This window comes from Maribacter spongiae, assembly GCF_047345125.1.
Lineage (GTDB): Bacteria > Bacteroidota > Bacteroidia > Flavobacteriales > Flavobacteriaceae > Maribacter.
This window is the reverse complement of record NZ_JBLFEQ010000015.1, coordinates 1-25149: the sequence shown is the minus strand read 5'-3', so window position 1 is coordinate 25149 and position 25149 is coordinate 1. Positions and strand designations below refer to the sequence as shown.

The 25149-nt window shown below is 39.4% G+C and carries 14 protein-coding genes and 1 tRNA gene; 9 read left to right on the top strand and 6 right to left on the bottom strand.

The window, feature by feature from the left end; genetic code table 11:
* Positions 1-142: 142 nt before the first annotated feature.
* Positions 143-745 carry an RNA polymerase sigma factor gene (locus ACKWB9_RS15015; RefSeq protein ID WP_414003835.1) on the bottom strand — a complete coding sequence of 201 codons (603 nt, stop codon included), beginning with the start codon at positions 743-745 and terminating at the stop codon, positions 143-145.
* Between the two features lie 248 nt (positions 746-993).
* Here ACKWB9_RS15015 and ACKWB9_RS15010 point away from each other — a divergent pair, with 248 nt between their 5' ends.
* Both ACKWB9_RS15010 and ACKWB9_RS15005 read left to right on the top strand, forming a co-directional pair.
* Positions 994-2202 carry a glycoside hydrolase family 18 protein gene (locus ACKWB9_RS15010; RefSeq protein WP_414003834.1) on the top strand — a complete coding sequence of 403 codons (1209 nt, stop codon included), beginning with the start codon at positions 994-996 and terminating at the stop codon, positions 2200-2202.
* A gap of 77 nt (positions 2203-2279) precedes the next feature.
* Positions 2280-4505, top strand: coding sequence for a DUF4838 domain-containing protein (locus ACKWB9_RS15005; protein WP_414003833.1), 2226 nt, complete (start codon positions 2280-2282; stop codon positions 4503-4505).
* 53 nt (positions 4506-4558) lie between these two features.
* Here the strand turns inward: ACKWB9_RS15005 and ACKWB9_RS15000 are convergent, their stop codons facing one another.
* The 5 genes from ACKWB9_RS15000 to ACKWB9_RS14980 form a co-directional block, all read right to left on the bottom strand.
* Complete coding sequence (locus ACKWB9_RS15000; RefSeq protein WP_414003832.1) at positions 4559-5455, bottom strand: flavin reductase family protein; 897 nt, start codon at positions 5453-5455, stop codon at positions 4559-4561.
* Between the two features lie 39 nt (positions 5456-5494).
* Positions 5495-6718: a fumarylacetoacetase gene (gene fahA, locus ACKWB9_RS14995; RefSeq protein ID WP_414003831.1), complete on the bottom strand. Its 1224-nt coding sequence runs from the start codon at positions 6716-6718 to the stop codon at positions 5495-5497.
* Between the two features lie 80 nt (positions 6719-6798).
* Positions 6799-7956 (bottom strand): homogentisate 1,2-dioxygenase, encoded by a 1158-nt coding sequence (locus ACKWB9_RS14990; RefSeq protein ID WP_414003830.1) that lies wholly within the window; start codon positions 7954-7956, stop codon positions 6799-6801.
* Positions 7957-8040: 84 nt separating this feature from the next.
* Positions 8041-9174 (bottom strand): 4-hydroxyphenylpyruvate dioxygenase, encoded by a 1134-nt coding sequence (gene hppD / locus ACKWB9_RS14985; protein WP_414003829.1) that lies wholly within the window; start codon positions 9172-9174, stop codon positions 8041-8043.
* Between the two features lie 67 nt (positions 9175-9241).
* The gene (locus tag ACKWB9_RS14980) at positions 9242-10354 is read right to left on the bottom strand and encodes a pyridoxal phosphate-dependent aminotransferase (protein ID WP_414003828.1); all 1113 of its coding nucleotides are present in this window, start codon (positions 10352-10354) and stop codon (positions 9242-9244) included.
* A gap of 107 nt (positions 10355-10461) precedes the next feature.
* On the opposite strand from ACKWB9_RS14980, the gene ACKWB9_RS14975 reads away from it, so the two are divergent.
* The 7 genes from ACKWB9_RS14975 to ACKWB9_RS14945 all read left to right on the top strand — a co-directional run.
* Positions 10462-10908, top strand: a complete 447-nt coding sequence (locus tag ACKWB9_RS14975) for a MarR family winged helix-turn-helix transcriptional regulator (RefSeq protein ID WP_414003827.1) — start codon at positions 10462-10464, stop codon at positions 10906-10908.
* A 313-nt stretch (positions 10909-11221) separates the two neighbouring features.
* A tRNA-Arg gene (locus tag ACKWB9_RS14970) sits at positions 11222-11295 on the top strand.
* Between the two features lie 414 nt (positions 11296-11709).
* A complete protein-coding gene (locus ACKWB9_RS14965; protein ID WP_414003826.1) occupies positions 11710-15735 on the top strand; it encodes a hybrid sensor histidine kinase/response regulator transcription factor in 4026 nt (1341 codons plus the stop codon).
* A 258-nt stretch (positions 15736-15993) separates the two neighbouring features.
* Positions 15994-19107 (top strand): SusC/RagA family TonB-linked outer membrane protein, encoded by a 3114-nt coding sequence (locus tag ACKWB9_RS14960; RefSeq protein WP_414003825.1) that lies wholly within the window; start codon positions 15994-15996, stop codon positions 19105-19107.
* Between the two features lie 19 nt (positions 19108-19126).
* Positions 19127-20614 (top strand): RagB/SusD family nutrient uptake outer membrane protein, encoded by a 1488-nt coding sequence (locus ACKWB9_RS14955; RefSeq protein WP_414003824.1) that lies wholly within the window; start codon positions 19127-19129, stop codon positions 20612-20614.
* 132 nt (positions 20615-20746) lie between these two features.
* A complete protein-coding gene (locus ACKWB9_RS14950; protein WP_414003823.1) occupies positions 20747-24085 on the top strand; it encodes a VCBS repeat-containing protein in 3339 nt (1112 codons plus the stop codon).
* A partial coding sequence (locus ACKWB9_RS14945; protein ID WP_414003822.1) for a glycoside hydrolase family 2 protein occupies positions 24082-25149 on the top strand: 1068 nt, incomplete at its 3' end. The genes ACKWB9_RS14950 and ACKWB9_RS14945, both read left to right, overlap by 4 nt.

Below are 25149 nucleotides of genomic sequence, written 5' to 3'. Positions count from 1 at the left end.
TTTGGGTTATGGCGAAAATTAGGTTTTTTTGCCCTGTCGAAGGTATTTTTGAGTTGCGTAGCCGTGCTACAAAAGGAAAAAAATGACAAGGTCAGGGTGCAAAAGGGCAATTTTTTAGCCAATCGAAAAAGTTTAAACGAGTTCAATAAATAGAAGAATAAAACAGGATGATATTGATGTTATTTTTAAAAGCATCACTTTCACGAAGTTTTTTTATGGCCCTGTACACCTGTTTTCGAACAGAATTATGATCAATTCCAATAATTTCGGATATTTCTCGATAATCAAACTCCATGGTAAATCTTAGGTATAAGATTTCCTGTTGTTTATCGGTCAATGATTTTAGGGTCTTTGAAATAAGTCTTCTCTTGTTGTCATCTATTTCCAGGTCTATGGTCTTGTTCTCAACATTGTATTCAGCAAAAAAAAATGAATCATTAAGTTCAGATATACTACTGGTCCTTCTTTCTTTTTTTAGTTTTTTTAAAATACCATTCTTAAGCATCTTGAACAAATAGTATTTAATGACCCTAGGTTCTGAAAGCTGCCTTCTACGCGTATAAAGTTCTATAAAAATATCTTGTATGCAATCTTTTACAAGCTCGGTATCCAAGGACAATTTTGAACCATAGGCAAAAAGCGCATCCACATATTGGTTATATATAGAAGTAAATGCCGTTTTTTCACCATTTACAAATTTGGCCCATAAATCATCTTTTATCGAATGTTCTTTCTCCGATGACATTTTTAACTATCCATTTAACATCCACAACATATTTTATGGATTTCGGAAAATAAGCATTTTCAGATCGACAAAAAAATAACATATCCATTGTCCGCTCCAAAAAGGCAGAAAAAATAATCGAACATACAAAATCAATCCTTAAGGAATCTAGATAATTATCGTTGTTTATGCTCCATATTATGTTTTCCGTCTAATAGATTCCAAATATATTCTCCAAATATTTATTTTTCTTAGTAAAATTACTTCCGATGCGACCATTTAAATTATACTCCTTTTCGATCCTAATTATTTTTCTGACTTCTTCATTTTTGTTTTCATATAACGAATATGGGGAGAAAAAAGAACCATCGATCATGGTCATGGCTTATTATGTTCCCGAAAGGGATTACCATCCGGAAAAAATTCCCCTGCACCAATTAACACATATTATTTTTTCTTTCACCAATGTAATTGATGGTGAAATGAAATTCAGGAATGAGGAAACAGGGAAGAAACTTCGCCAATTAGTGGCCCAAAGAAAACTACATCCCAATCTAAAAGTTATGATTGCCTGCGGTGGGTGGGGTGCAGACGGTTTTTCGGACATGGCCCATACTGCTGAAAATCGCCGGAAATTTGTTGAAAGCGTGGTTGACTTTAACAAAGAATACGAATTGGACGGTCTTGATATCGATTGGGAATATCCGGCCATACCGGCAGCGGGAACAGGGGCCCGCCCGGAAGACAAACAAAATTTCACATTGTTGATGAAGGAACTACGGGAGGGGCTGAATACCTTAAAGCGTAAACAAACCCTAACCTTTGCCTCTGCCGGATGGAAACGGTATTACAAAAACGTGGAGATTAAGGAAGTTATGAAATATGTGGATTACATGAATGTTATGACCTATGATCAAATTGGATCTACTTCACCATTTACAGGACACCATACGGCTTTAGGACGAATAGAGGAAGAGGATATAAAAGATACTCCCGCCATGGCATATATCAATAGCAGAAAAGAGGAAATGAAAAAGAGAGGCTATACTTATGAACCCCGGTCGGCGGAAAAAATTGTGGATTTTTGCATCGCTAACGGGGTAGATCCCCAACAAATTGTCATTGGTGCCGCTTTTTACGGTAGGGCATGGAAAGGTGTTCCCCCGCAAGACAACGGATTGTACCAGCCTAATTCCGGAACACACATCGGGTGGAGCGCATATCATCAGATAAGAAATGAATTTGAAAAGAATGCCAACTATAAAAGGTATTGGGATCCAGTTGCCAAGGCTCCATACTTATATAGCGCAAAAGACAGTATTTTTATTAGCTATGACGACACCGTTTCCGTACGCCTAAAAACGACGTATGCCCGCAACAAAAAATTAGGTGGAATCATGTTTTGGGAACTGGGGAACGATACCAAAGAAAAGAGCAGTCTTTTAAAGTCCATATTCGATGCCTCCATAAAAAATTGATACCGACGGAAATATCGATCAGTGAAATCTAGGGGTATGAACACCAATTAAAAAACAAACCAAGTAAGCACCATCGGATGAAAAAAAATGCAATACTAACACTGTGCTTTGGAATTATTTTCGGTGTTTCCTGTTCCGACCAAAAGATAAAACTAGCTGAAAATGGGGAATCCAATTATGAAATTGTGTGCAACGGCCATGCCAGCGCAAGCCAATATGAGTCTGCAGAAAAACTTCAGTATTATTTATATAAAATAAGTGGGGCGCATATAGATGTTGTAGCTGAAGATTCCCAAAATGCAGAAAAACAAAAGATTTATTTGGGAACTACAAAAGAAGAGCTTCTGCCCGATCAAATAGCCATCAGAACCAAAAACCTAAATTTGTTTATCAACGGTGGATCCAACAGTGCGACCAGAAATGGGGTATATGAATTTTTAGAGAACTATCTGGATTGTAAATGGTATGCTCCGGAAGTTGAAGCAATTCCATTCAAAAAATCAATTTCCTTAGACCCCATAGCGTATAGCTACACTCCTGAGATTACGACCAGAACGGTACATTCCAAGCTTTTTTATGAAAACCCCGAATTTGCCGATCAACAGAAGGTCACCCATAACGCTTTTCCCCTATATGTAAAAGAGGCAAGGGTCCATACGTTCCATAAGTTTCTGCCCGAAGAAAAATTCTATGTGCCACATCCGGAATATTATGCCTTAAGGGAAGGCAAAAGACTGCCTACGCAATTATGCCTTACCAATGAAACCGTTCTGCAAATTGTAAAGGATTCCGTTTCCACCTTGTTTAAAAGGCATCCGGAAGCATCTGTAATTTCGGTAAGCCAAGATGACAATCAACAATATTGCCAATGCGATAACTGCCACAAAATAGACACAAAGGAAGGAAGTCCGTCCGGCACCATGATCCACTTTGTAAACAAGGTAGCCAACGCTTTTCCGGATAAAACTATTTCTACCCTGGCCTATCAACATACCCGTAAACCTCCTAAAATTCGTCCGGCAAAAAATGTATTGATTACATTGTGTTCCATAGAATGCGACCGAAGTGCCCCAGTTGCCAAAAAATGTACCGATTTCGCCGCCGACCTAGAAGGCTGGGGAAAACTCACGGACAATATCCGCATTTGGGACTATACCACCCAATTCACTAATTTTTTGGCCCCATTCCCCAATATCCATACATTACAGCCCAATATTCAATTGTTTCGCAAGAACAATGCCAAATGGGTTTTTGAACAGCACAGTCGTAATCCCAGTGAACTTTTTGAATTACGCTCCTATATCACCGCCAAATTACTATGGAATCCAGATTTGGATCTTGATGCCCTATTGACCGAGTTCACTAATGGGTACTACCATGAAGCTGGGCCTTTTATAAAAGAATATATTGAACTTATACATGCAAAAATCAAAGAAGACAATGATTTTTTTCTATTTCTTTACGGAGATCCTTCAGAGGCCTTTTCATCTTACCTAAACCCCGAACTGTTAACCGAATATTCAGAAATTTTTGATCGGGCGGAAAAAATAGTGGGCCATAAACCGGAAATATTGAACCGGATAAAAATGGCACGCCTTAGTATCGACTATGCTATTTTAGAAGCCAGCAGAAAAAATGTATCCGATACCTACCGTTTAATGGTTAAAGACAACAACAGGGACATCCCCAATCCATTGATCGCTGTCACATTGGATAATTTCATTAACACAACGACCAAAAACAAGATTACCTTAATGAATGAAATGGGCTTTACGGTAAGCGAATACAGGTCTAATTATCTGTCCGCCATAGAAACCGCAAAAAAACCCAATAAGGCAAAGAACAAGAAAGTTATTTCTGTTACCCGACCTAAAAAATATGCTGATGAAGACCCATTGGTATTGACCGATGGAGCACTTGGCGGAAGTAGTTTTTATGCCAACTGGTTGGGGTACGAAGGAAACGATATGGAAGTTATTGTTGATTTGGACAAACCTCAGCAGATCAAGAGCATCTCCATGGCCTTTTTACAGGTGACCAATCATGTAGTTTTCCTCCCTTCTATAGTGGAATACTTTAAATCATCGGACGGTATAAATTTTACGCCGCTTGGATCCGTAAAAAACCCTTTCCCTTTAGAAAAAAAGAGTAAAGTAAATGATATTGTTTATTTCAATATTGATTTTAAACCCACTATGGCACAATACGTTAAAGTAAAGGCCAATAATACCGAGACCCCTTATTGGCATCATGCCGCCGGCTTACCTTCCTGGGTGTTTGCGGACGAAATTATAATTGATTGAATTTTTATCCGTAAAGACCATAGCCTTTCCTATTTTGAAAAGACTTTTGTGGTCTATTCCGCAAGCTTAAACAGTAGTGCCAATGCTTCTCTTGTTCTATTGGCCTTTAGCCAGGACTTGGCCAATTGGTGAACCTTTCTGGAGCGTTCATTTTTGTCTCCGTCAAAATCTTTATAAAGTTTTGTTACTTCTTCCATAGCATGGACCTCATCTATTTCCGCCTTGGTCGGAAATTTTTCAAGATTGCCCAACCTCCCCAAATTGTTACCGGATAAGACCTCACTATCCCGTATCGGCGCTGGCAGGGCATCTACCCCAATGCCTTTTGTTCTTATGGGCTTAGGAATTTCAAATAAAGAATCCCCGCTAGATCTTGTGTACCAGCTACCGCCCATTCTACCGATCAGGTCTAGTTTTTGGGTATCCAGTTTTTCATTGGTCAAATAATCTTCATTGATATGTATAAGTTCCACTTTGGCCAAAATCAAATTTCCGGCACCAGGGGTTTCGGCCAGTTCTATAACTTGTGTTACCGAACACTCAAAAGCAACCGGTGCCTCCCCAACTCTAGGCGGTTTTACTTTTTCACTTTTCACTTGTGTAAAACCTGATTTGACGAACTCGTTCACTCCTTTATCATAGGCCGTACTTGCCAACGACATTTGTTCCACCATGGGATGGTTGACAATATTGATAACTACTTGGGGTACTTCTTTAACATTTTCATGCGAATGTTTCAACGTATTGTCCCTACCGCTACGTGCCGGGGAAAATATAAGGACCGGGGGATTCGAACTAAATACGTTGAAATAACTGAACGGACTCAGGTTTACATTACCCCTGGCATCGATCGTACTCGCAAAACATATGGGCCTGGGTGCAACGGCGGTCAGTAAAATACCGTGCAGATCAGGTTGGGAAATCGCATTGGGATCTATAGTTCTTATCATCTGTTCTCTTAATGACTTTCCTTAAACTGGAAAAAGAGTTTATTTGATCGCCGGCAATACTTTTGCACTCACCTCACCAAAACCGACGCGTTTTCCATCCTTTTTGGCATAACCTCTCATAATAACGGTATCACCATCCAAAATAAACTTGCGTTCGGAACCATCTTTCATTTTCAAGGGTTTGGTCCCCATCCACGCCAATTCCAACATAGAACCGTACGAGCCTTCATCCTTGCCGGAAATTGTTCCCGAACCATAAAGATCGCCAATATTAATGTTACAGCCATTAACGGTATGATGTGCCAGTTGCTGTGCCATATTCCAGTACATATATTTAAAGTTTGAACGGCAAACCGTTTGCTCACCACTTCCCTCGGGTGTAATGGCAACCTCTAAATTTACATCATAGTTTTTATTCCCATGATATTTAAGATAGGGCAATACTTCCGGTTCTTGGGAAGGGCCAGGTACTTTAAAGGGTTCCAGGGCTTCGAGCGTAACGATCCATGGTGAGATATGCGATGCGAAGTTTTTGGCCAAAAAAGGCCCCAACGGTACATATTCCCATTTTTGGATATCACGTGCGGACCAATCATTGAACAAGACCAACCCAAAAATATAATCTTCTGCTCCATCGGTAGCGATAGACTCGCCCAGGGCCGTGTTCTTACCTGTAACAAACCCCATTTCCAGTTCAAAATCCAACCGTTGCGTAGGGCCAAAAACCGGTTTATCGGCTCCGTTGGGAATGGTCTGCCCTTTAGGCCTGTGAATAGGTTCCCCACTGACCGCAATGGAGCTTGCACGACCGTGATACCCTACCGGAATATGTTTCCAATTGGGCAATAACGCATTTTCCGGATCACGGAACATCTTGCCAACATTGGTGGCATGCTCTATACTGGAATAAAAATCGGTATAATCCCCTATACGGACAGGTAGATGCATTTGAGCTTCGGACTGCTTTATAAAAAGCCCTGGTTTTCCTGCCAAAACAGAATTTTCGTCTTGAAGCCACGTCTGGACGTCCCTTCTTACTTTTTTAGTGATTTCTTTTCCCAGGGATATAAAATCGTTCAACGTCTCTTTTTCAAATACCGCCGTATCAAAATCAAAGACATTCAATTGGGCCGTTGCGGCCAAATCCAGAATATATTCACCAACAGCTACGCCGGCACGAGGGCTTCCATCCAATGTGGAAAATATCCCAAAAGGGATGTTGTAAATTGAAAAATCCGAGTTTTCGGGGATATTTATAATCATTTGTTCTTTTAACTAACGGGATATAAGATTTTGAATTTAAATCTTGTTTCTTTCCTCTTGATTCTTAATTCTTTTTTATACTATTCTACCCAAGACCTGTAGTATTGGCCATCATCTATTTTCAAAGCGTTTTCTGTTACCTGTAAGGGTTTAAAGGTATCTATCATGACCGCCAATTCTTCTGTCTCTTTTTTACCGATACTGGCCTCATAGGTCCCCGGGTGCGGCCCGTGGGGGATTCCTGCAGGATGCAAAGAAATATATCCGGGCCCAATACCGGTTCTACTCATAAAATCACCGTCCACATAATATAACATTTCATCGGAATCTATATTGGAATGATTATAAGGTGCCGGTATGGCCTTTGGGTGATAATCATATAATCTTGGACAAAAAGAACAGATGACAAATGCACTTGTCTCAAAAGTCTGGTGTACCGGTGGTGGTTGATGAACACGGCCCGTTATGGGTTCAAAATTATGGATCGAAAATCCGTAAGGGTAATTGTATCCGTCCCATCCCACAACATCAAACGGATGCGTGGCATAGACCAGACTATGTAACATACCCTGCTTTTTTATTTTTAGCACGAACTCCCCTTTTTCATCGTGCGTCCGCAAATTTTGGGGCAATTTGTAATCGCGCTCACAAAAAGGGGAGTGTTCCAATAACTGCCCAAACCAGTTACGATACCGTTTTGGGGTATAAATTGGGTGAAAGGACTCGGCATATAATATGCGATTATCTTCTGTATCAAATGCTATTTGATAGATCATTCCACGGGGAATTATCAAATAATCCCCATATTCAAAAGGAATGTCTCCCAAAAAGGTTTTCAATGTTCCGGTACCTTTATGGATGAACAGCATCTCATCCGCATCCGAATTTTTATAAAAGTACCCGGTCATTGACTTTTTTGGGGCGGCCAGGCCTATATGAACATCGCCATTCACCAACATGGGTTCCCGAGACTCCAAAAAATCATCTTTTGGGGCCACATCAAAACCGATCAATTTTCTTGAGGCAATGTTCTTTTCAACGGCAATTTTAGGGCTCACATCAATGGCCTCACCTATTTCCTTTACCTGGGTGGGACGGTGTACGTGATATAACAATGACGACATGCCATCAAAACCAATGGTACCGAACAATTGTTCATAGTACAGGCCCCCGTCCGGTTTTTCAAATTGTATGTGCCGCTTTTGCGGAAATTTTCCTAATTTATGATATATGGGCATGTTTTTCCTTTAAGTTCAAACTTCATCCCGTTTTATAGGGATATATACAAATTTACAGGTTCTTGAACCCGAGTGCCTATTTTCTTAATGCAATGTCCCCCTAAGCTCCTGTTCACGTTCAATAGCTTCAAAGAGTGCCTTAAAGTTACCCTTTCCAAAAGATTGTGCCCCTTTTCTTTGAATGATTTCAAAAAACATGGTAGGCCTTGGTTCTACGGGCCTTGTAAAAATCTGCAATAAATACCCTTCATCATCACGATCTACCAAGATACCCAATTCTTTTAACGGTGCAATGTCCTCATCTATTTGCCCCACACGATCTAAAACTACATCGTAATAAGTATCCGGAACGGTCAAGAATTCCACTCCCCTACTCTTTAAGTCACGAACGGTCTGGATGATATCATCTGTAGCTACCGCAATATGCTGCACGCCTTCACCTTCATAAAAATCGAGATATTCCTCTACTTGCGATTTCTTTTTGCCCTCGGCAGGCTCGTTGATCGGAAATTTGATCCTTCCGTTCCCATTGCTCATTACCTTACTCATCAAGGCGGTATAGTCGGTAGAGATATCCTTATCGTCAAAAGACAGAATTTGTGTAAAACCCATTACATTCTCATAGAAATTTACCCATTCGTTCATCCGGTTCCATCCTACATTGCCCACCATATGATCCACATATTTAAGTCCTATAGGAGTTGGATTATAATCCGGGGTCTCCCATTTTCTGAAACCGGGCATAAAGGTCCCGTTATAATCTTTTCGCTCTACAAAAATATGGACGGTCTCGCCATAGGTGTATATCCCGGAACGGATTACCTTTCCTGTTTCGTCTTCTTCTGTTTTCGGTTCCATATAGGATTTTGCGCCCCTCTCAATAGCGGTGTTGTAGGCATAGGTAGCATCATCTACCCATAACGCCACCACTTTAATACCGTCACCATGCTGATCTATATGACGACCTATATCGGTTCCACTTTTAAGTGGGGAGGTCAGCACCAAACGTATTTTATCCTGAATCACCACATAGCTTTCACGGTCTTTTAGTCCGGTTTCCAAACCAGCGTATGCCAAAGATTGAAACCCGAAGGCGGTTTTATAGAAGTGCGCCGCCTGTTTTGAATTACTCACATAAAGCTCTAAGTAATCCGTGCCATTTATAGGCATGAAATCTTGTGCGGCATCATGCAATTTCGGCAAAGTTGAAGTGTTCATAATTTATCGTTATTTTATGTTGCATATGCAACAAATATATTAAAAATTTATTACTTTTTTATTTTAATCAGCTATTTAACAGGTCTTTAATAGCTTCTAACATTGCTTCATTGGCCGGTCTTGTCCCAAAAGATATCCGAACCTTGCCAGGAGCACCAAAATTACCTACAGGCCTTACCATAATGCCCTTATCCTGTAAAAATTGGGTGAAATCCAAATCTCCGATCGGAGGGTCTATCAATACAAAATTCCCCTGGGTAGACCAGAATTTGATTCCCAAATTCGTCAGGCCCTTAAGTACAAATCGTCTTTCTTTTGAGATCAGGTCAACGGTCCGTTGTACAAAATCCATATCGTCCAAAGCCGCTATGGCACCTTCCAAGGCAGGAGAAGACAATAAAAACGGCTTGCATACTTTTCTAATATAATTGCTAATCTCCAAGGGAGCATAACAATAACCGACCCTTAACCCGGCCAGACCATATGTCTTTGAAAAACTATTGATCGCAATAATATTGTATCCCTTTTGTACAAAGGGTAAGGCGGAGGTGTAATCCTTTGCTTCTGCAAAATGCCTGTACACCTCATCATAGACAACGATGACGTTTTTGGGCACGCGTTCCAAAAATCGGGACAATTCATCAAAAGGAATATAATTTCCGGACGGATTATTGGGCGACGCCAGAAAAACAAGTTTGGTACGCCCTGTTATCGCTTCTAAAATGGCATCCAGATCATAATCATAATCTTTTGTCATGGGTACATTGATCGCGGATGCCCCCATCCATCTTGTAAAGGCCGTATATGGCAAAAAGCAAGGTTGGGAAACAATGACCTCATCACCTTCGGATAAAAAAACTTTTGAAATAATATCAATAATTTCAGAACCACTATTCGCGGTTACAAAATAATCTTCGGTAAGTTGATTCCCAAAATCCCTGGATAGGGCTTCCCTAAGTCGGATATCCGTGTTATCTGGATAGATGCTTATATCTTTAAGAGCATCTTCTATGGCCCGTTTCACCTGGCTAGAACAACCCAATGGGTTTTCATTGGAGGACAATTTATGCACCTCTACCCCTTTGGGCATTGTTATTTTCCTGCCTCCACCCTTATACGTACTGTCCTCAAGGATGTAGTTTTTAAAGCCGGTCTTTAACTCATTGGAATATCTGGCCATATGGATTATCAATTTTGGTCAAATTTAATACAATTTTTTATTTTTGTTGCATTAACAACATTATTTTAGGTATTCCTCCCTATTTTTGACCATAGAACAATTTTAAGATGGATAGAACCGATGGATTCGGTGTTTATTTGGATCGCACGTTAAAAAAAGTCCAGGGGACTTTTTTAAGGGCCTTTTCCGAAAATGATATTGATTTGACCATTGAACAATGGGTTATATTGCAACGGGTGCATCTGTTGGGCAAAGATGCTTCGCAGGCTGAAATCAGTAAATCAAATTTCAGGAATAGGGCCACCACATCCCGGGTAATCAGGGGACTCTGTAAAAAGGGATTCTTAAAAAAATCCCGTTTTAGGGACGATCAAAAACGATTTAAGCTGGTCATGACCCCTACCGGGGAAAATCTAATGGCACGTGCCTTACCCATTATAAAGGATATCCGAAAAATGAGTACGGAATCTATTAGCGAAGCTGAATTTGAGGTATTTTTAAAAGTATTGGATCAGATATGGGAGAATTTTGATCGTTATGATGCCCAACACTGACAAAACGGGGTATTCCTGTCCAATTTTTAATAAAAAATTTCTTGAAACCGACCCTGCCTGCCGGCAGGCAGGTATCCCTGAGGTTCAAAAACCGAAATTTTGTATTTTTCCTCACCCTGAACTGCTTAAAAAGGCAGTTCAGACCTCTCCAAAGGAGTGGTGAATAGGAAATCCAACTCAAAGGTCGGGGAGTTTTCAGATTAAGAATCTACCTAAAATAGAAAGCGGTATCTTTTACCTCTTTTTCGTTTTACCACTTTGTATTTTTTAGTAAGTTTGCACCCACATTTGAAAAACGGCTTTCAATGTGCATGGTCGCGTAGCTCAGCTGGATAGAGCATCTGCCTTCTAAGCAGACGGTCGAAGGTTCGAATCCTTCCGCGATCACTTAAAGCGTAAACCCTGTATGAAAATGCAGGGTTTTGTTTTTTGGGAGCATCAAAAACTTAAAACTTTTGTAATAGAACATACAATTCTTCCGCGATTACAATACTCAAAAAACCACACATCCAACGTAGTTTTGCATTTTCGAAAAGATGAAAAACCATAGATTTTCAAAACAGAACGGGAACATGGTATATATGACTCATCATATCTTTGCGACCTAAAAAAACAAGAATAATAGGGCATATATTAGGCTCATAAAATAAAAGGCCGAAATATAGAATTCTTCCCCCTCAAAAAACCAAATTTCACCCCTAATAAAAAGGTTAATTTATTAAATTGACTATTAATCAATAATCCAGGTTCAATTTCAAGTGTAATATTGATAATGGGGAATAGTCAAATAACTGGAACGCAATGATAAGATCGATAATTTTGACAGCTGTTCTGGGCATACTTATCCATAATTGCTGCCGTGGGCAATCTCAACCTTTTTTTGCCAAGATAAACCGAACAATTGGTTTATCCAATAACAGAATCAATAGCATAGTTAAAGAACAGGAAGGTTTTGTGTGGATCGGCACTAAAAATGGACTTAATAGATATGATGGGCAAAGTATAAAAGTTTACAACGAGCAAAACAGTAATCTGATCACCAATGATATTTCCGATATCTTGATTGATTTAAAAGGCAGGATGTGGGTAGCTACCCTTGGAGGGGGATTGGCCCTTTATGAACCGGATAAAGACAATTTTACGATTTATCGCAATGACAAAAACGACCCTTATTCAATCCCTTCAGATAAATTAAATGCCATATACGAAGATACTAGAGGGAATTTATGGATAGGAACTGAAAATGGGTTCTGTTTATTTGACAGGGCTTCCAATAGTTTTGTTTCATGGTTAAATGGTACCCCACATAATATAACAAGTTTTCTAGAACACCAGGAAAACCTTTGGATAGGAACTTTTGGGGATGGACTTAAAAAATATGATTACAATGAACAAACATTGAATACCGTAGAAAGTTCAAAACCTCATTTAAATGTTGATTTTATCCATGCGTTATATGAATTGGACGACGATACCATTTTATTGGGAACAAGTGGCAGTGGGGCCGTATCATTAAATTCCAATACTTATGAACTTTCAAACTTTCTGAAAGAGGTAGGATTAGAATCACACGAAGAAATCAATATTGTTCGATCCATTATTGGTGACAAAAAAAACAATCTCTGGCTAGGAACGGATGGTAACGGCATGTTTGAAATACAAGGCTTTAAAGGAATTTCACCCTCGATCACTAACTACCTGAACAATCCCCAAACACCATCATCTTTATCCGGAAATGCTATTTATGATCTTGCCATGGACAATGACGGCAATGTATGGATCGGTACCGCATGGAACGGTGTTAATGTTTTTGGAGGAGAAGATAATTTTAAAATCCTATTTAGCGATATAAAAGGAATAGATACATCACCGGTACTTTCTGTTTTCAAGACTAGGGATAAACTTCTTATGGGACTGGACGGGAAAGGATTGACTGTTTTTGATTCCCTTAACAACAAAACCACTTTTTATAATAAAACTTCCAAAATACCTATTGATGCAGGTTATGTCCAATATATAATGAAAGCTTCCAATGGCACTTTTTGGATAGGGACATTTAAAAATGGCCTTATACATTTTGATATTGAGAAAGGCACACTAAAACAATTTAAGCATCGGCCTAACCAAAACTCATTAAGCTATAATGATATTCGCTATATCATAGAAGATGAAAATAAAAATCTCTGGATAGCCTCATGGGAAGGAGGAGTAAGTTTTTTTGATATAAGAACAGAAACTTTCACCCACTATAAAAAAACGAAAGATGATCGCAATTCTATAAGCAGTAACAATGTTATTGCAATGCAAAAAGATGGCAAATATCTTTGGTTGGCAACTTTTGGGGGCGGAATTAACCTTTTCGATACTGAAAAAAAGACATTTGAACATTTTAGATATGATGATGAAAACAACAATTCCATAAGCTCAGATTATGTTTTTTCAATATTAAAGGACTCAAAGGGTTTTATATGGATCGGAACGGCAGGTAGTGGAGTCAACAGATATAACCCCCAAAAAAACATAATAGAAAGATTTGATGACCAGGAGATTATAAAATACGCAACGATAGTCTCCATAATTGAAGATGCTACGGGCAAAATATGGTTCGGAACCAAAGATGGTATATATAATTTTGATTACAATACCGGATATTTTAATGGAGTACCGAATCTTCTTGATGAATTCCATATCAATTCCATTTCAAAAGACAGTTCAGGAAAACTTTATTTTGGGGGACTACAGGGCGTTGTCAATTTTGACTCCAATGAGGTTTCCCACAAAAAAAGCCCCCCTAAAATCTTATTTACTGATTTTAAGCTTTTTAACAAACCTGTTACTATAGGCGACAACGATATTCTCCAAAAAAACATTCAATATCAGGATAGTATCATACTCAAGCATAATCTTGACGTTATAACATTTGAATTTGCGGCTTTACAATATCCTTTTTCTTCAAAGAGGGAATATGCCATTAAAATGGAAAACTTTGATGAAGATTGGAGAAATATTGGTAAGGAGAGAACGGCAACTTACACCAATTTACCTAATGGCAACTATACGTTTAAAGTCAAAAGTAGGGAAAAGGGTATGGAATGGAACTCAAATTTGGCTATTATAGATATAGAGATATTAAAGCCTTTATGGTTTCAATGGTGGGCCTATCTAATTTATGGTTTCTTATCACTGGCCTTGCTTTTTTTTCTGAGAAAATATACAATAGCTTGGGAGCGCATGAAGGCAAACTTAAAGTTTGAACAGTTGACGAATGAAAAGAACGAAGAACTTTATAATCTCAAGCAAAGGTTTTTTGTAAATATATCCCACGAGATAAGAACCCCATTAACTCTAATCACAGGGGCATTAAACGGGTTGAAAAAAGATGCGGTGGACATAAGCGAACAAAAGCGTTTGGTCTCCGTTAGAAGCAATGCCAAACGGCTTATGGATTTGGTAGACGAATTGTTGAATTTCCGAAAATTGGAATCGGGCACCATAGACCTTAAGATTACTGAAAATAACCTAACTAGCTTCATCCGGGAAATATATTTGGCCTTTGGCCAACGGGCAATAGACAATGAAATAGACTACCAATTTACCTCTTCCTCCAATGACATTACATTGTGGTTCGATAAAGGGCAAATGGAAAAAACGATATTCAATATTATATCCAATGCCTTTAAATTTACCCCGCCCGGTAAATCTATAAAAGTTGAAGTAGGTATCTTAAAAAAACAGGCCATAGTACGAATAATAGATACGGGAGAGGGTATTCCAAAAAAGAAACTCTCAAAAATATTCAATAGATTTTATCAAAATGCCGTAACGGAAAAAACAGGCTTCGGAATTGGATTGTCGATCGCTCAGGAAGTCATTAAGCTCCACTCGGGCAAGATAACCGTTAAAAGCATTGAGGGAAAAGGCAGTGAATTTAATATTTTATTGCCCTTTGGAAATGATCACTTCTCCGCAGAGCATATGCAGATAAATGAACCTCAAGAAACATTCAAAAAAGAAACACCTCAAAATCAGTTAAACAAGGCTTTTACTTCCAGCAATAACACTTCTATGGAAACCATTTTGATCATCGAAGATCATGATGAGCTCCGTCAATATATAAAACAAGTGCTGAACACTTCATATAATATTTTGGAAGCCCGGAATGGAAAAGAAGGCCTGAAAATAACATTGGAACAAATGCCGGACCTGATAGTAAGTGATATAATGATGCCGAAAATGGATGGTATGCAACTTTGTGAAAGCATCAAAACGGATATGAGGTTGAGCCATGTTCCGATCATACTTTTAACGGCAAAGACATTTGATTCAGATAAGCTCAAAGGTTTTGAGCTTGGAGCGGATGATTATATTACAAAACCCTTTAATGAACCTTTACTATTGGCCAGGGTAAAAAGTCTTTTATACAATAGAGAATTATTGCGTAAAAAGTTTAGTGCGGATGGATTGATCCTACCCAAAGAACTGGCAATAAATCGAAAAGACCAGGACTTTTTGAAAAAGCTCATCAAATTGATCGAAAACAATCTGGACTCTCCAGAATTGAACGCAAACTATCTTTCTAACGAAATGGGAATGAGCCACTCCGTACTTTATAAAAAAATCAAGGCATTATCTGGAATGAACTTGGTTGCATTTATACGCGACTATAAATTTAAGATCGCAAAAAAGTTACTGGAGGAACAACAATACACTGTGGCGGAAATATGCTATAAAATAGGATATTCAGATCGAAAGTACTTTAGCAAATTATTCAAACAGCGATTTGGACAAAACCCTTCCGAAATTTTAAAGGAACAAAAGGATTTATAGTACATCTCATCCACTTTTGTTAAAATAAATATCATACTATCGCCAAAACGAAACCTCCTCCCCTTTTAAACGAAACCTTTCCCCTTTATTCTCTACTCTAAGTGATTACTTGCGAACCATAAATATAGTTTATGAGTTAGTTAGTTTTTAATTTTTTGGTTCATGTGGGGCGTTGTTGAACAACGCCCCGTAATCGAATCAACATAATTAACGATTTCCCTCATTACTTAATAGATGATAACTAAAACGCTTAAGAGTATGAAAAAAAACAAACCAAGTAAGTTGTTCTATTTAAATAGGGCAAAATGGAGCTTAAAATTGACAATGTTGATTTTATTCTCTTTTATTTTCCAGACAGAAGTAATGTCTGCAAAAAGATATGAATCAAATTTATGGGATTTGAACCAACAAGAATCCGTAATAACGGGAACTGTTACAGACCAAGACGGGCAACCCTTGCCAGGGGCCAATATTATTGAAAAGAATACGCAAAATGGAACACAAACAGATTTTGATGGAAATTTTGCGCTACAAGTAACGGATCAAAATGCTACGTTGGTCATATCCTATATAGGTTTTGCAACTCAGGAAATTGCTTTGAACGGGCAAACATCTATTTCTATCGCATTACAAGAGGGAAATGCCCTGGACGAAGTAGTGGTGGTAGGATACGGGCCACAACGACGAAGCGATCTGTCGGGTTCCGTGGCGTCCGTTGCTGTGGAAGAGCTAAAAGAGTTACCTGTCACCCGTGTGGACCAAGCCATCCAAGGTAGGGTAGCGGGCGTACAGATTCAAAACAATGATGGTGCTCCCAATGGAAGGGCTACCATTAGGATCCGTGGGGCGAATTCAATTAACGGAGGCAATGACCCCCTTGTCGTAATCGATGGTTTCCAAGGTGGCAGTATAAACACGATAAACCCAAACGACATAGAATCGATACAGATATTGAAAGATGCCTCGGCCACTGCCATTTATGGGTCCAGAGGGGCAAATGGAGTCGTTTTGGTTACCACCAAAAAAGGAAAATCAGGAAAACCGGTAGTCACCTATAACAGTTTTTACAGCTTACAAGAAGTTCGTAATGAGCTAGACTTATTGAATGCCGGTCAATATGCCCAAACGGTCAATGCCCATAGATCAGAAATAGGGCTTAACCCTGTGTTCACTAGTGCCGAAATTTCAGCGTTCAATGCAAATGGCGGTACCGATTGGCAAGACGAAATATTTAGAACGGCCTTTTCGCAAAACCATTTATTGAATGTTAGCGGGGCGAACGATAATATTTCCTATTATGTTTCGGGTAACGTAATTGATCAAGAAGGTATTATACAAAATACTTCTTATGATAGATATTCTTTGAGAGCAAATTTAACAGCAAGGATCAATGATAAACTTAGTGTAACCACGAACACCTATCTTTCCCATGAAGAGGACCATCCGACTAATTTGAACAGTTTTGCCGGAAACAATGATGGTAGCCCTATATTCTCGGCACAGGTATTTGCACCTACCAAGCCCGTTTTTGAAGAAGACGGTACATATTCCCAACCAGGTGGTGGTGCTGGCCCACCCACCAACTTTAACCCCTTGGCTTTAGCTGTTGAACCCATTAGGGAAAATATCATTACCACTACGAGTATCAATGCCAAAGTGGATTATGAAATTTTGGATGGGTTAAAATTTAGTGTCAGTGGAGCCTATAGACTGGATGACTCTGAATTTAGTTTTTATGCCAATTCGAGGCCAAGCAATAGTCCAACAACGGAAACGGCATCAATTAGGGACAGGAGAACTATAACATTGCAAAACACGAATCAACTTAACTATGTTAAGGAATTTGGAAAACATTCCATTAATTTAACTGGTGTTCTAGAGCAGCAATTTGAAGAGTTCAATGAACATTTTACCGGTAACGCAATGGGGTTTTTAACTGACGCCGTAACCTTTAACAATCTTGGCCTGGCCGCTGTTCCTGGACGACCAAGTTCAGAGAGAACAACCAGATCTTTGCTTTCGTATCTGGGAAGGGTCATTTACGGATATGACAATAGATATTCTTTAACATTGACGGCACGCTCCGATGGTTCTTCGGTATTTGGTGCCAACAACAAAAGAGGTTTTTTCCCATCAGCAGGTCTGGCATGGAACATTTCCAATGAAAGTTTCTTGGAAGATTCCAAAACCATTGATAATTTAAAGTTAAGGGCTACTTATGGAGAAACGGGCAATCAAGCCATTGACCCCTATCAATCACTTACAGTTTTGGCAACCACCAATTTTGCCATAGATGGGGCAAATCCTGCAACTGGGGTACTCTTGGCCGGTAGCGCGGGTAATCCAGATTTGAAATGGGAAGTTACCAAACAAACCAATATCGGGATTGATTTGGATATGTTCAATGGACGATTGAATCTGGTTGCGGATTATTATAAAAAGAACACGGAAGATCTTCTATTGTCAGTGCCTTTGCCCAGAACTTCGGGAGTTGCAGACGTATTGAGGAATATAGGAGAAGTAGAGAACAAGGGATTTGAATTTTATCTAGGGGGTACCCCGGTACAATCGAAAAATTTTTCTTGGAATTCCGGGTTTAACATCTCCTTTAACGATAATGAAGTACTCGCTTTGTCCGGAGAGGATGAGATTACTCTAGGGGCTCCCGGGATACCAGGTTTTGGAAACACCTTGTTTTTAGAAGTGGGCAAGCCGATAGGTCAGTTTAGAGGATTTGTTCAAGATGGTGTCTGGGGTACTGCCGAAGCCACCGAAGCAGCAGTATTCGGGGTAATACCTGGAGCACCTAGATATGTTGATCAGAACAATGATGACGTTATAGATGATAATGATATTGTTGACATAGGAAATGCCCAACCAGATTACACCTTCGGTTGGACCAATACTTTTTCTTATAAGAACCTAGATTTGAACGTATTTGTTCAAGGAGTTCAAGGAAACGATATATTGAATATTGGTAGAGTACGTACTGAAAGAACTTCTGGAGATTCAGATGCCACAGGTGTAGCGATATTGAATCGTTGGACACCCCAAAACCAAAACACCAACGTTCCTTCATTTGAAGGGAGCAATAGTTTTGAAAACTTACAATCCAGTAGATGGATAGAAGATGGATCTTATGTTAGAATAAAGAACATATCGTTAGGGTATAACATACCTCAGAACGTGATTGAAAAAATTGGGCTTAAATCACTCAAGCTCTATGTTACCGGGACCAATCTGATCACCTTTACAGATTATACTGGATACGATCCTGAATCTAGTACGAATATTGATACCAGAGGTGGAATCGATCTGGCATCCTTTCCTTCACAAAAAACCTATACGGTAGGTTTAGATCTTAGTTTTTAATAATAAAAAAATGTATAAAATGAAAAAGGTAACAAAAAGAATACTGTTGATTGCCATGGGCATCACACTGTTAAATGGTTGTACGGATTTAGAGGAACAACCAGAGGGCCTATTGTCTCCAGAAAGCTTTTTTTCGAACGAAGTGGATTTTGAAGCTGCTTTGGTAGGTAATTATAGAAGTTACTTTGGCGGATGGGGAGGTTTTGATTTTGTAAACGCTTTTGTAATGAACGGTGGAGCAGAGGACATGAGTTCAAGACCACCGGCGTTTAATTTGAATCAATACGATAGATTTTTGACCCAACCGAGTGCAGGCGCGCACTCTGCCATGTGGAATGCCCTATACGCAGGTATTGCCAATTCCAATAATATCATTTCAAATATTGGCAATTTGGAAGGAGTCGTGTCTGCCGAAAGGAAAGACGAAATAGAAGGTCAGGCTAGATTTTTAAGGGCACTGGGTTATTTTTATCTAGTGAGATGGTTTGGAGAGGTACCTATTATTACAAGTGAAAATCAGACCGATGCAGATGTCGTAGGACAATCACCGGTAGCCGATATATACAACCTGATCGTTTCTGATCTGTCTTTGGCCGAAAACCAATTGCCCCCTTCGTTTGCTGAAGCGGGTAAAGCTCCCCGAGGTGCCGCAAAGGCATTGTTGGCCAAGGTATATCTGACCATGGCAGGATGGCCTTTGGAAGATACTTCCAATTATGCTTTGGCAAGGGATAAAGCCAATGAGCTGATTTCCGGAAACCTGGCGGGAACCTATAGTCTAGAAGAGGATTTTGCAGATTTGTGGCTAGTTGATAATAAATTGAACAATAGTGAATTCATATTCTCTTTCTTTGGTGCGTCAAATGGAGAGGGAAGTAAATTCCACCATTCTTCACGTCCCGGTGTGGAAGGTGGATGGTCTGACTGGTATAGCGAAGACCGTTTCTTTAATGCTTTCCCAGATGATTACAGAAAAGATATTTCTTTTCATACCGTTTTCTTGGATGGTACAGCATGGGAGGATGGCGAATTTCAACAACCATATATAGCTAAATTTAGGGACGGAGGTGTTCCTTGTGGCCCAGGTGATGGCGGTTGTGGTGGAGCACAGGGAGATTTTGGGATTCCGATACTGCGATATGCCGAAGTTTTGTTAATATATGCCGAAGCGGCAAATATGGCCGAAGGAAGCCCCTCAGCATCTGCCCTGGAAGCCATAAACCAAGTTAGAAGAAGAGCGAACAATTTAGATTCAAACACTCCTGACGCATCAGTAGATTTGACGGCAGGAATTTCCCAAGGTGACTTTGATGATGCGGTAATAGCGGAAAGAGCATGGGAATTGGCTTTTGAACACAAACGGTGGTTCGATTTGGTAAGAAAGAAAATGGTAGTTGAAGTCAATCAAGATCTTCACCCCAATGTAACCGAAAATAATAGATTACTTCCCAAACCTGCAACGGAAGTAGATTTAATTGAAGGGTTGGAACAAAATCCGGGATATTAAGAACAATAATTAGTTTGGTTAGTTTTATGGCCCTTCTTGAAAGAGAAGGGCTTTAAACGTATTTAAATGTTATCCACTGCTTTAAAGTGCCCTTATTATTCCCATAATCCAGAACAACAATTTTAATTGACTATGAAATTATTGCCCACCAATTTAAACTGGTTTAAAAAGAGTTATAATCCTCCATATCTCTTTATCACAGGTATTGTTCTTCTTTTTATATCCTGTGCTGAAAAAAAAATCACGTTATTCGAAGAAAAAGAACCTTATGAAAGTGGAATAAGGTTTACGAACAAAGTTGAAGAAAAACCAGGATTTGACCTTACAAGTTATTATTACGTGTACAACGGTGGAGGTGTTGCCATAGGCGATGTGAACAATGATGGGCTGGATGATATTTACTTTACCGGAAACATGGTCTCCAGTGCCTTATATCTCAATAAAGGAAATTTGAAATTTGAGGACATAACGTCAAAATCAGGTACTGCTACGACCAATTGGTCATCCGGGGCAACAATGGTAGATATCAATGGTGATTCCCTCTTGGATATTTATGTAAGCAAGGCGGGCAACCATACCTCACAAGAAAGGGAAAACCTGCTTTTCATCAATCAGGGAGTTGATGAAGAAGGGATTCCATTGTTTAAAGAACTGGCAGAACAATATGGTGTCAACGATGACGGTTATACAACACATGCGGCCTTTTTTGATTACGATAAGGATGGTGATTTGGACCTTTACCTCTTAAACCATTCGATGTCCGATCGTATTCCAGATCGCATACGTCCTATGATAACAGATGGCAGTGGAAGTTCCAACGACCAATTGTATCAAAACAATGGCAATGGTAATTTTATAAAAGTCACCGAACAAGCGGGCATAGTATATGAAGGCATGGGCCTGGGATTGGCCATCAGTGATATTAATCAAGATGGTTGGGACGATGTTTACGTATCCAACGACTTTATTTCACACGATTACCTGTACATAAACAACCAAGACGGAACTTTTACCGAAAGCGGAGATAAGTATTTTAAGCACTTTAGCCATTTTGGTATGGGCAATGATATTGCCGATATCAATAACGATGGTAAAATGGAAATTATAGTGGCCGATATGCTGCCCTATGAAAATTGGAGGAGGCATAAGATGGTGGGTGATATAGGTTATACCAAGTTTAAACTGGCACTTGAAAAAGGGTATCGGCCTCAATATATGCGAAACACATTGCAATTGAACAATGGTCCTAATACAGAAGGTGCAATTTCATTCAGCGAAATTGGACAGTTCTCAGGAATTCATACTACCGATTGGAGTTGGGCTCCATTACTCGCGGACTATGACAATGACGGGTATAGGGATCTGTTCATCACCAACGGATACAAAAGGTTTTTGACCGATATGGATTTCATAGCTTATGGAATTGTGGATAAAGAGCCGAATCCAATAGATTCGGATTCTGCGGTCATCGCCTTATCGCACCGATTACAAAATATTAAGCTCCATAATTTTATCTTTAAAAACAAAGGTGATCTTACCTTTGAAGACAAGAGCGAAAACTGGGGGTTTACCAACCCTTCACTTTCCAATGGAGCGGCCTATTCCGATTTGGATAATGATGGGGATTTAGATCTTGCGATAAATAATTTGGATGCACCAGCCAATATTTACGAAAATAAAAGCGATCAATTATTTAAAAATCATTATCTGAGAATCACTTTAAAGGGACCTGATAATAACGCATCAGGTTTGGGAGCGGAAATCCGAATATACTATGACGGAATGATGCAATCACATTACCAACAACATGTAAGGGGTTTTCAATCCAGCATAGATCAAAAACTGCATTTTGGGTTGGGCAATTCAGAAAAAATAGATTCCGTGATTGTTAATTGGCCCGATGGAATGGTAAGTAAATCAACAATGGTCGATGCTGACCAAATACTTGTTGTAAATCATAAAAACGCCAATAAAAATATTGAGTTATCCACGAAGAATACGCCTCCGAATACCTGCTTGAACAAAGTTGACTTGGTCGATCACACGCATCATGAACCGGATTATTTGGATTTTAACCGCGATTTTTTAATCCCTCAAAAACTATCGGAACAAGGCCCCAGATTGGCAGCAGGTGACATCAACAATGACGGACTGGATGATTTTTTTGTTGGGGGCAATGGTGATGAACCTGGATCTATCTATTTGCAAAAGCAAAATGGCAGCTTCTATAAACAAAGTACTTTGGAAAAGCCAATTCCTTCAGAAGATATTGAAGCTACATTTTTCGATGCCGATAATGATGGGGATCTGGATATATATGTAGTAAGCGGAAGCAATGAATACCAGCACAAGGAAAATTACTTGGATAGACTTTATTTCAATGATGGCAAGGGCAATTTTACATTAACCTCAGGCCATTTGCCCGACATTCCTTTTAGTGGATCCTGTGTTATGGCATCGGATTTTGATAGAGATGGAGATTTAGATCTTTTTATTGGTGCAAGGGTACATCCTACGGAATATCCCAAACCGGTGACCAGTTTGTTACTGGTAAACAACGCTGGGTATTTTAGTAATTATGATTTTAAAAATTCTCGAGGATTGATAGCATTGGGAATGGTAACAGATGCTGTTTGGACCGATTTTAACAATGATGATTATCCAGATTTGGTCGTTGTTGGAGAATACATGCCCGTCACTTTTTTTGAGAACAAAAAGGGAACACTGGTGGACGTTACGCACGAAAGCGGAACAAAGAATTTATCTGGTTGGTGGAATAGCATATCTTCTGCTGATTTTGACAATGATGGTGATATGGATTTCATTGTAGGAAACCTCGGGTTGAACAGTAGCTACAAAGCATCATTGGAAGAACCTATTACCTTGTATGCCAATGATTTTGATTCAAATGGAAAAATAGACCCTTTGATTTCGCACTACCTAGAAGGAGAAGAACATTTGGTCCACAATAGAGATCAGTTCGTCAACCAAATAAGAAAAGGGAAAAACATTTTCCCTACCTATGACTCTTATGCCCATATGAAAGTGTCCCAATTGTTTACTGAAAAAGACCTTAAGGAGATGTTAGTACTGCAAGCAAACTGTCTGCAGAGTATGTACATAGAAAATATAGGAAACAACAAATTTAAAGCTGTTCCCTTGCCAAAAGAGGCTCAATGGGCACCAATAATGGATTTATTGGCGGATGACGTCAATAACGACGGCCTTACCGATGTATTATTGGTAGGGAACAATTATGGAATAGAACCGGTGGCAGGAAGACATGATGCTTTTACGGGATTATTGATGTTAGGAAAAGGTGATGGAAACTTTGACCCTTTGTCCATCCAAGAAAGTGGATTTTATGTAGATGGTGATGCAAGGAGTATTGTTAAATTAAAATCGAAGTTGGGAACTACATATATGGTAAGTCAAAATTCGGCAAGTATAAAAACATTTCAGAAAAAATGACTCGCATACCCTACAGAAATTCCAATATCAAATTTATTGTCCCAATTTTTATTATTTTATTGATAGGCAGTTTTTTTATTTCCACAAAAGCCAAGGAAACCACTTTTCGCACTGAAACTAATTTCAATGAGAACTGGATATTTTGGACAGAAGAAAATTTAGAACATAAAATTGAAGTATCCGTTCCTCATATTCCGAGAACAGAACCCTTGGTTGTCAATAACCAGTGGCAGGGGACCATGTGGTACAAGAAGGAGTTTGAACTCGCCCCGGGAAACAACAAAAATGTCTTTCTTCGATTTGAAGGGATAATGCACGAGTCGGATGTCTGGTTGAACGGCATACACCTAAACCACCATATGGGCGGTTATCTGCCTATCGGTATCGACTTATCAAAACATTTGAAAGAGGGGAAGAACACTTTAACGGTAAAAGCGATCAATACCGATAACCCGGTCATTCCACCTGGGAAACCATTAAAGGATCTCGACTTTAACTATTATGGTGGGATTTATAGAGATGTTGAATTGATCACAAAAAACGATGTTTACGTTTCGGACCCGATGTTGGCCAATAAAACCGGTGGGGGAGGAATACTGGTCCATTTTTCGGACATATCCGGTGAATCGGCAAGATGCAGCGTAAAGATCCATGCGATGAACGGATCCGGTCAAGAAAAAGAGATATATGCCGAAGTTGTCCTAACCGATGGTAGCGGAAATAGTACCAGTCAAAAATCCTCTAAGGTATCAGTGGGCCCGAACCGTGATAACGAATTTTCCATCTCATTGGATATTGATAGACCAAAGCTTTGGAACACGACATCCCCCCATTTATATACATTGACAACAAAGCTGTACAGCAATGGACAAAAGGTAGACAGTCTCTCCCAAAAGATTGGTATCAGAAAAATAGAGCTCAATGGTGAAGGTTTCTTTCTGAACGATAAAAAAATGTACCTCCGCGGGACCAATAGGCATCAGGAATACCCCTATGTCGGTTATGCCATTTCCAATGAGGCCAATTATCGCGATGCGATCAAGATAAAACGGGCAGGGTTCGAT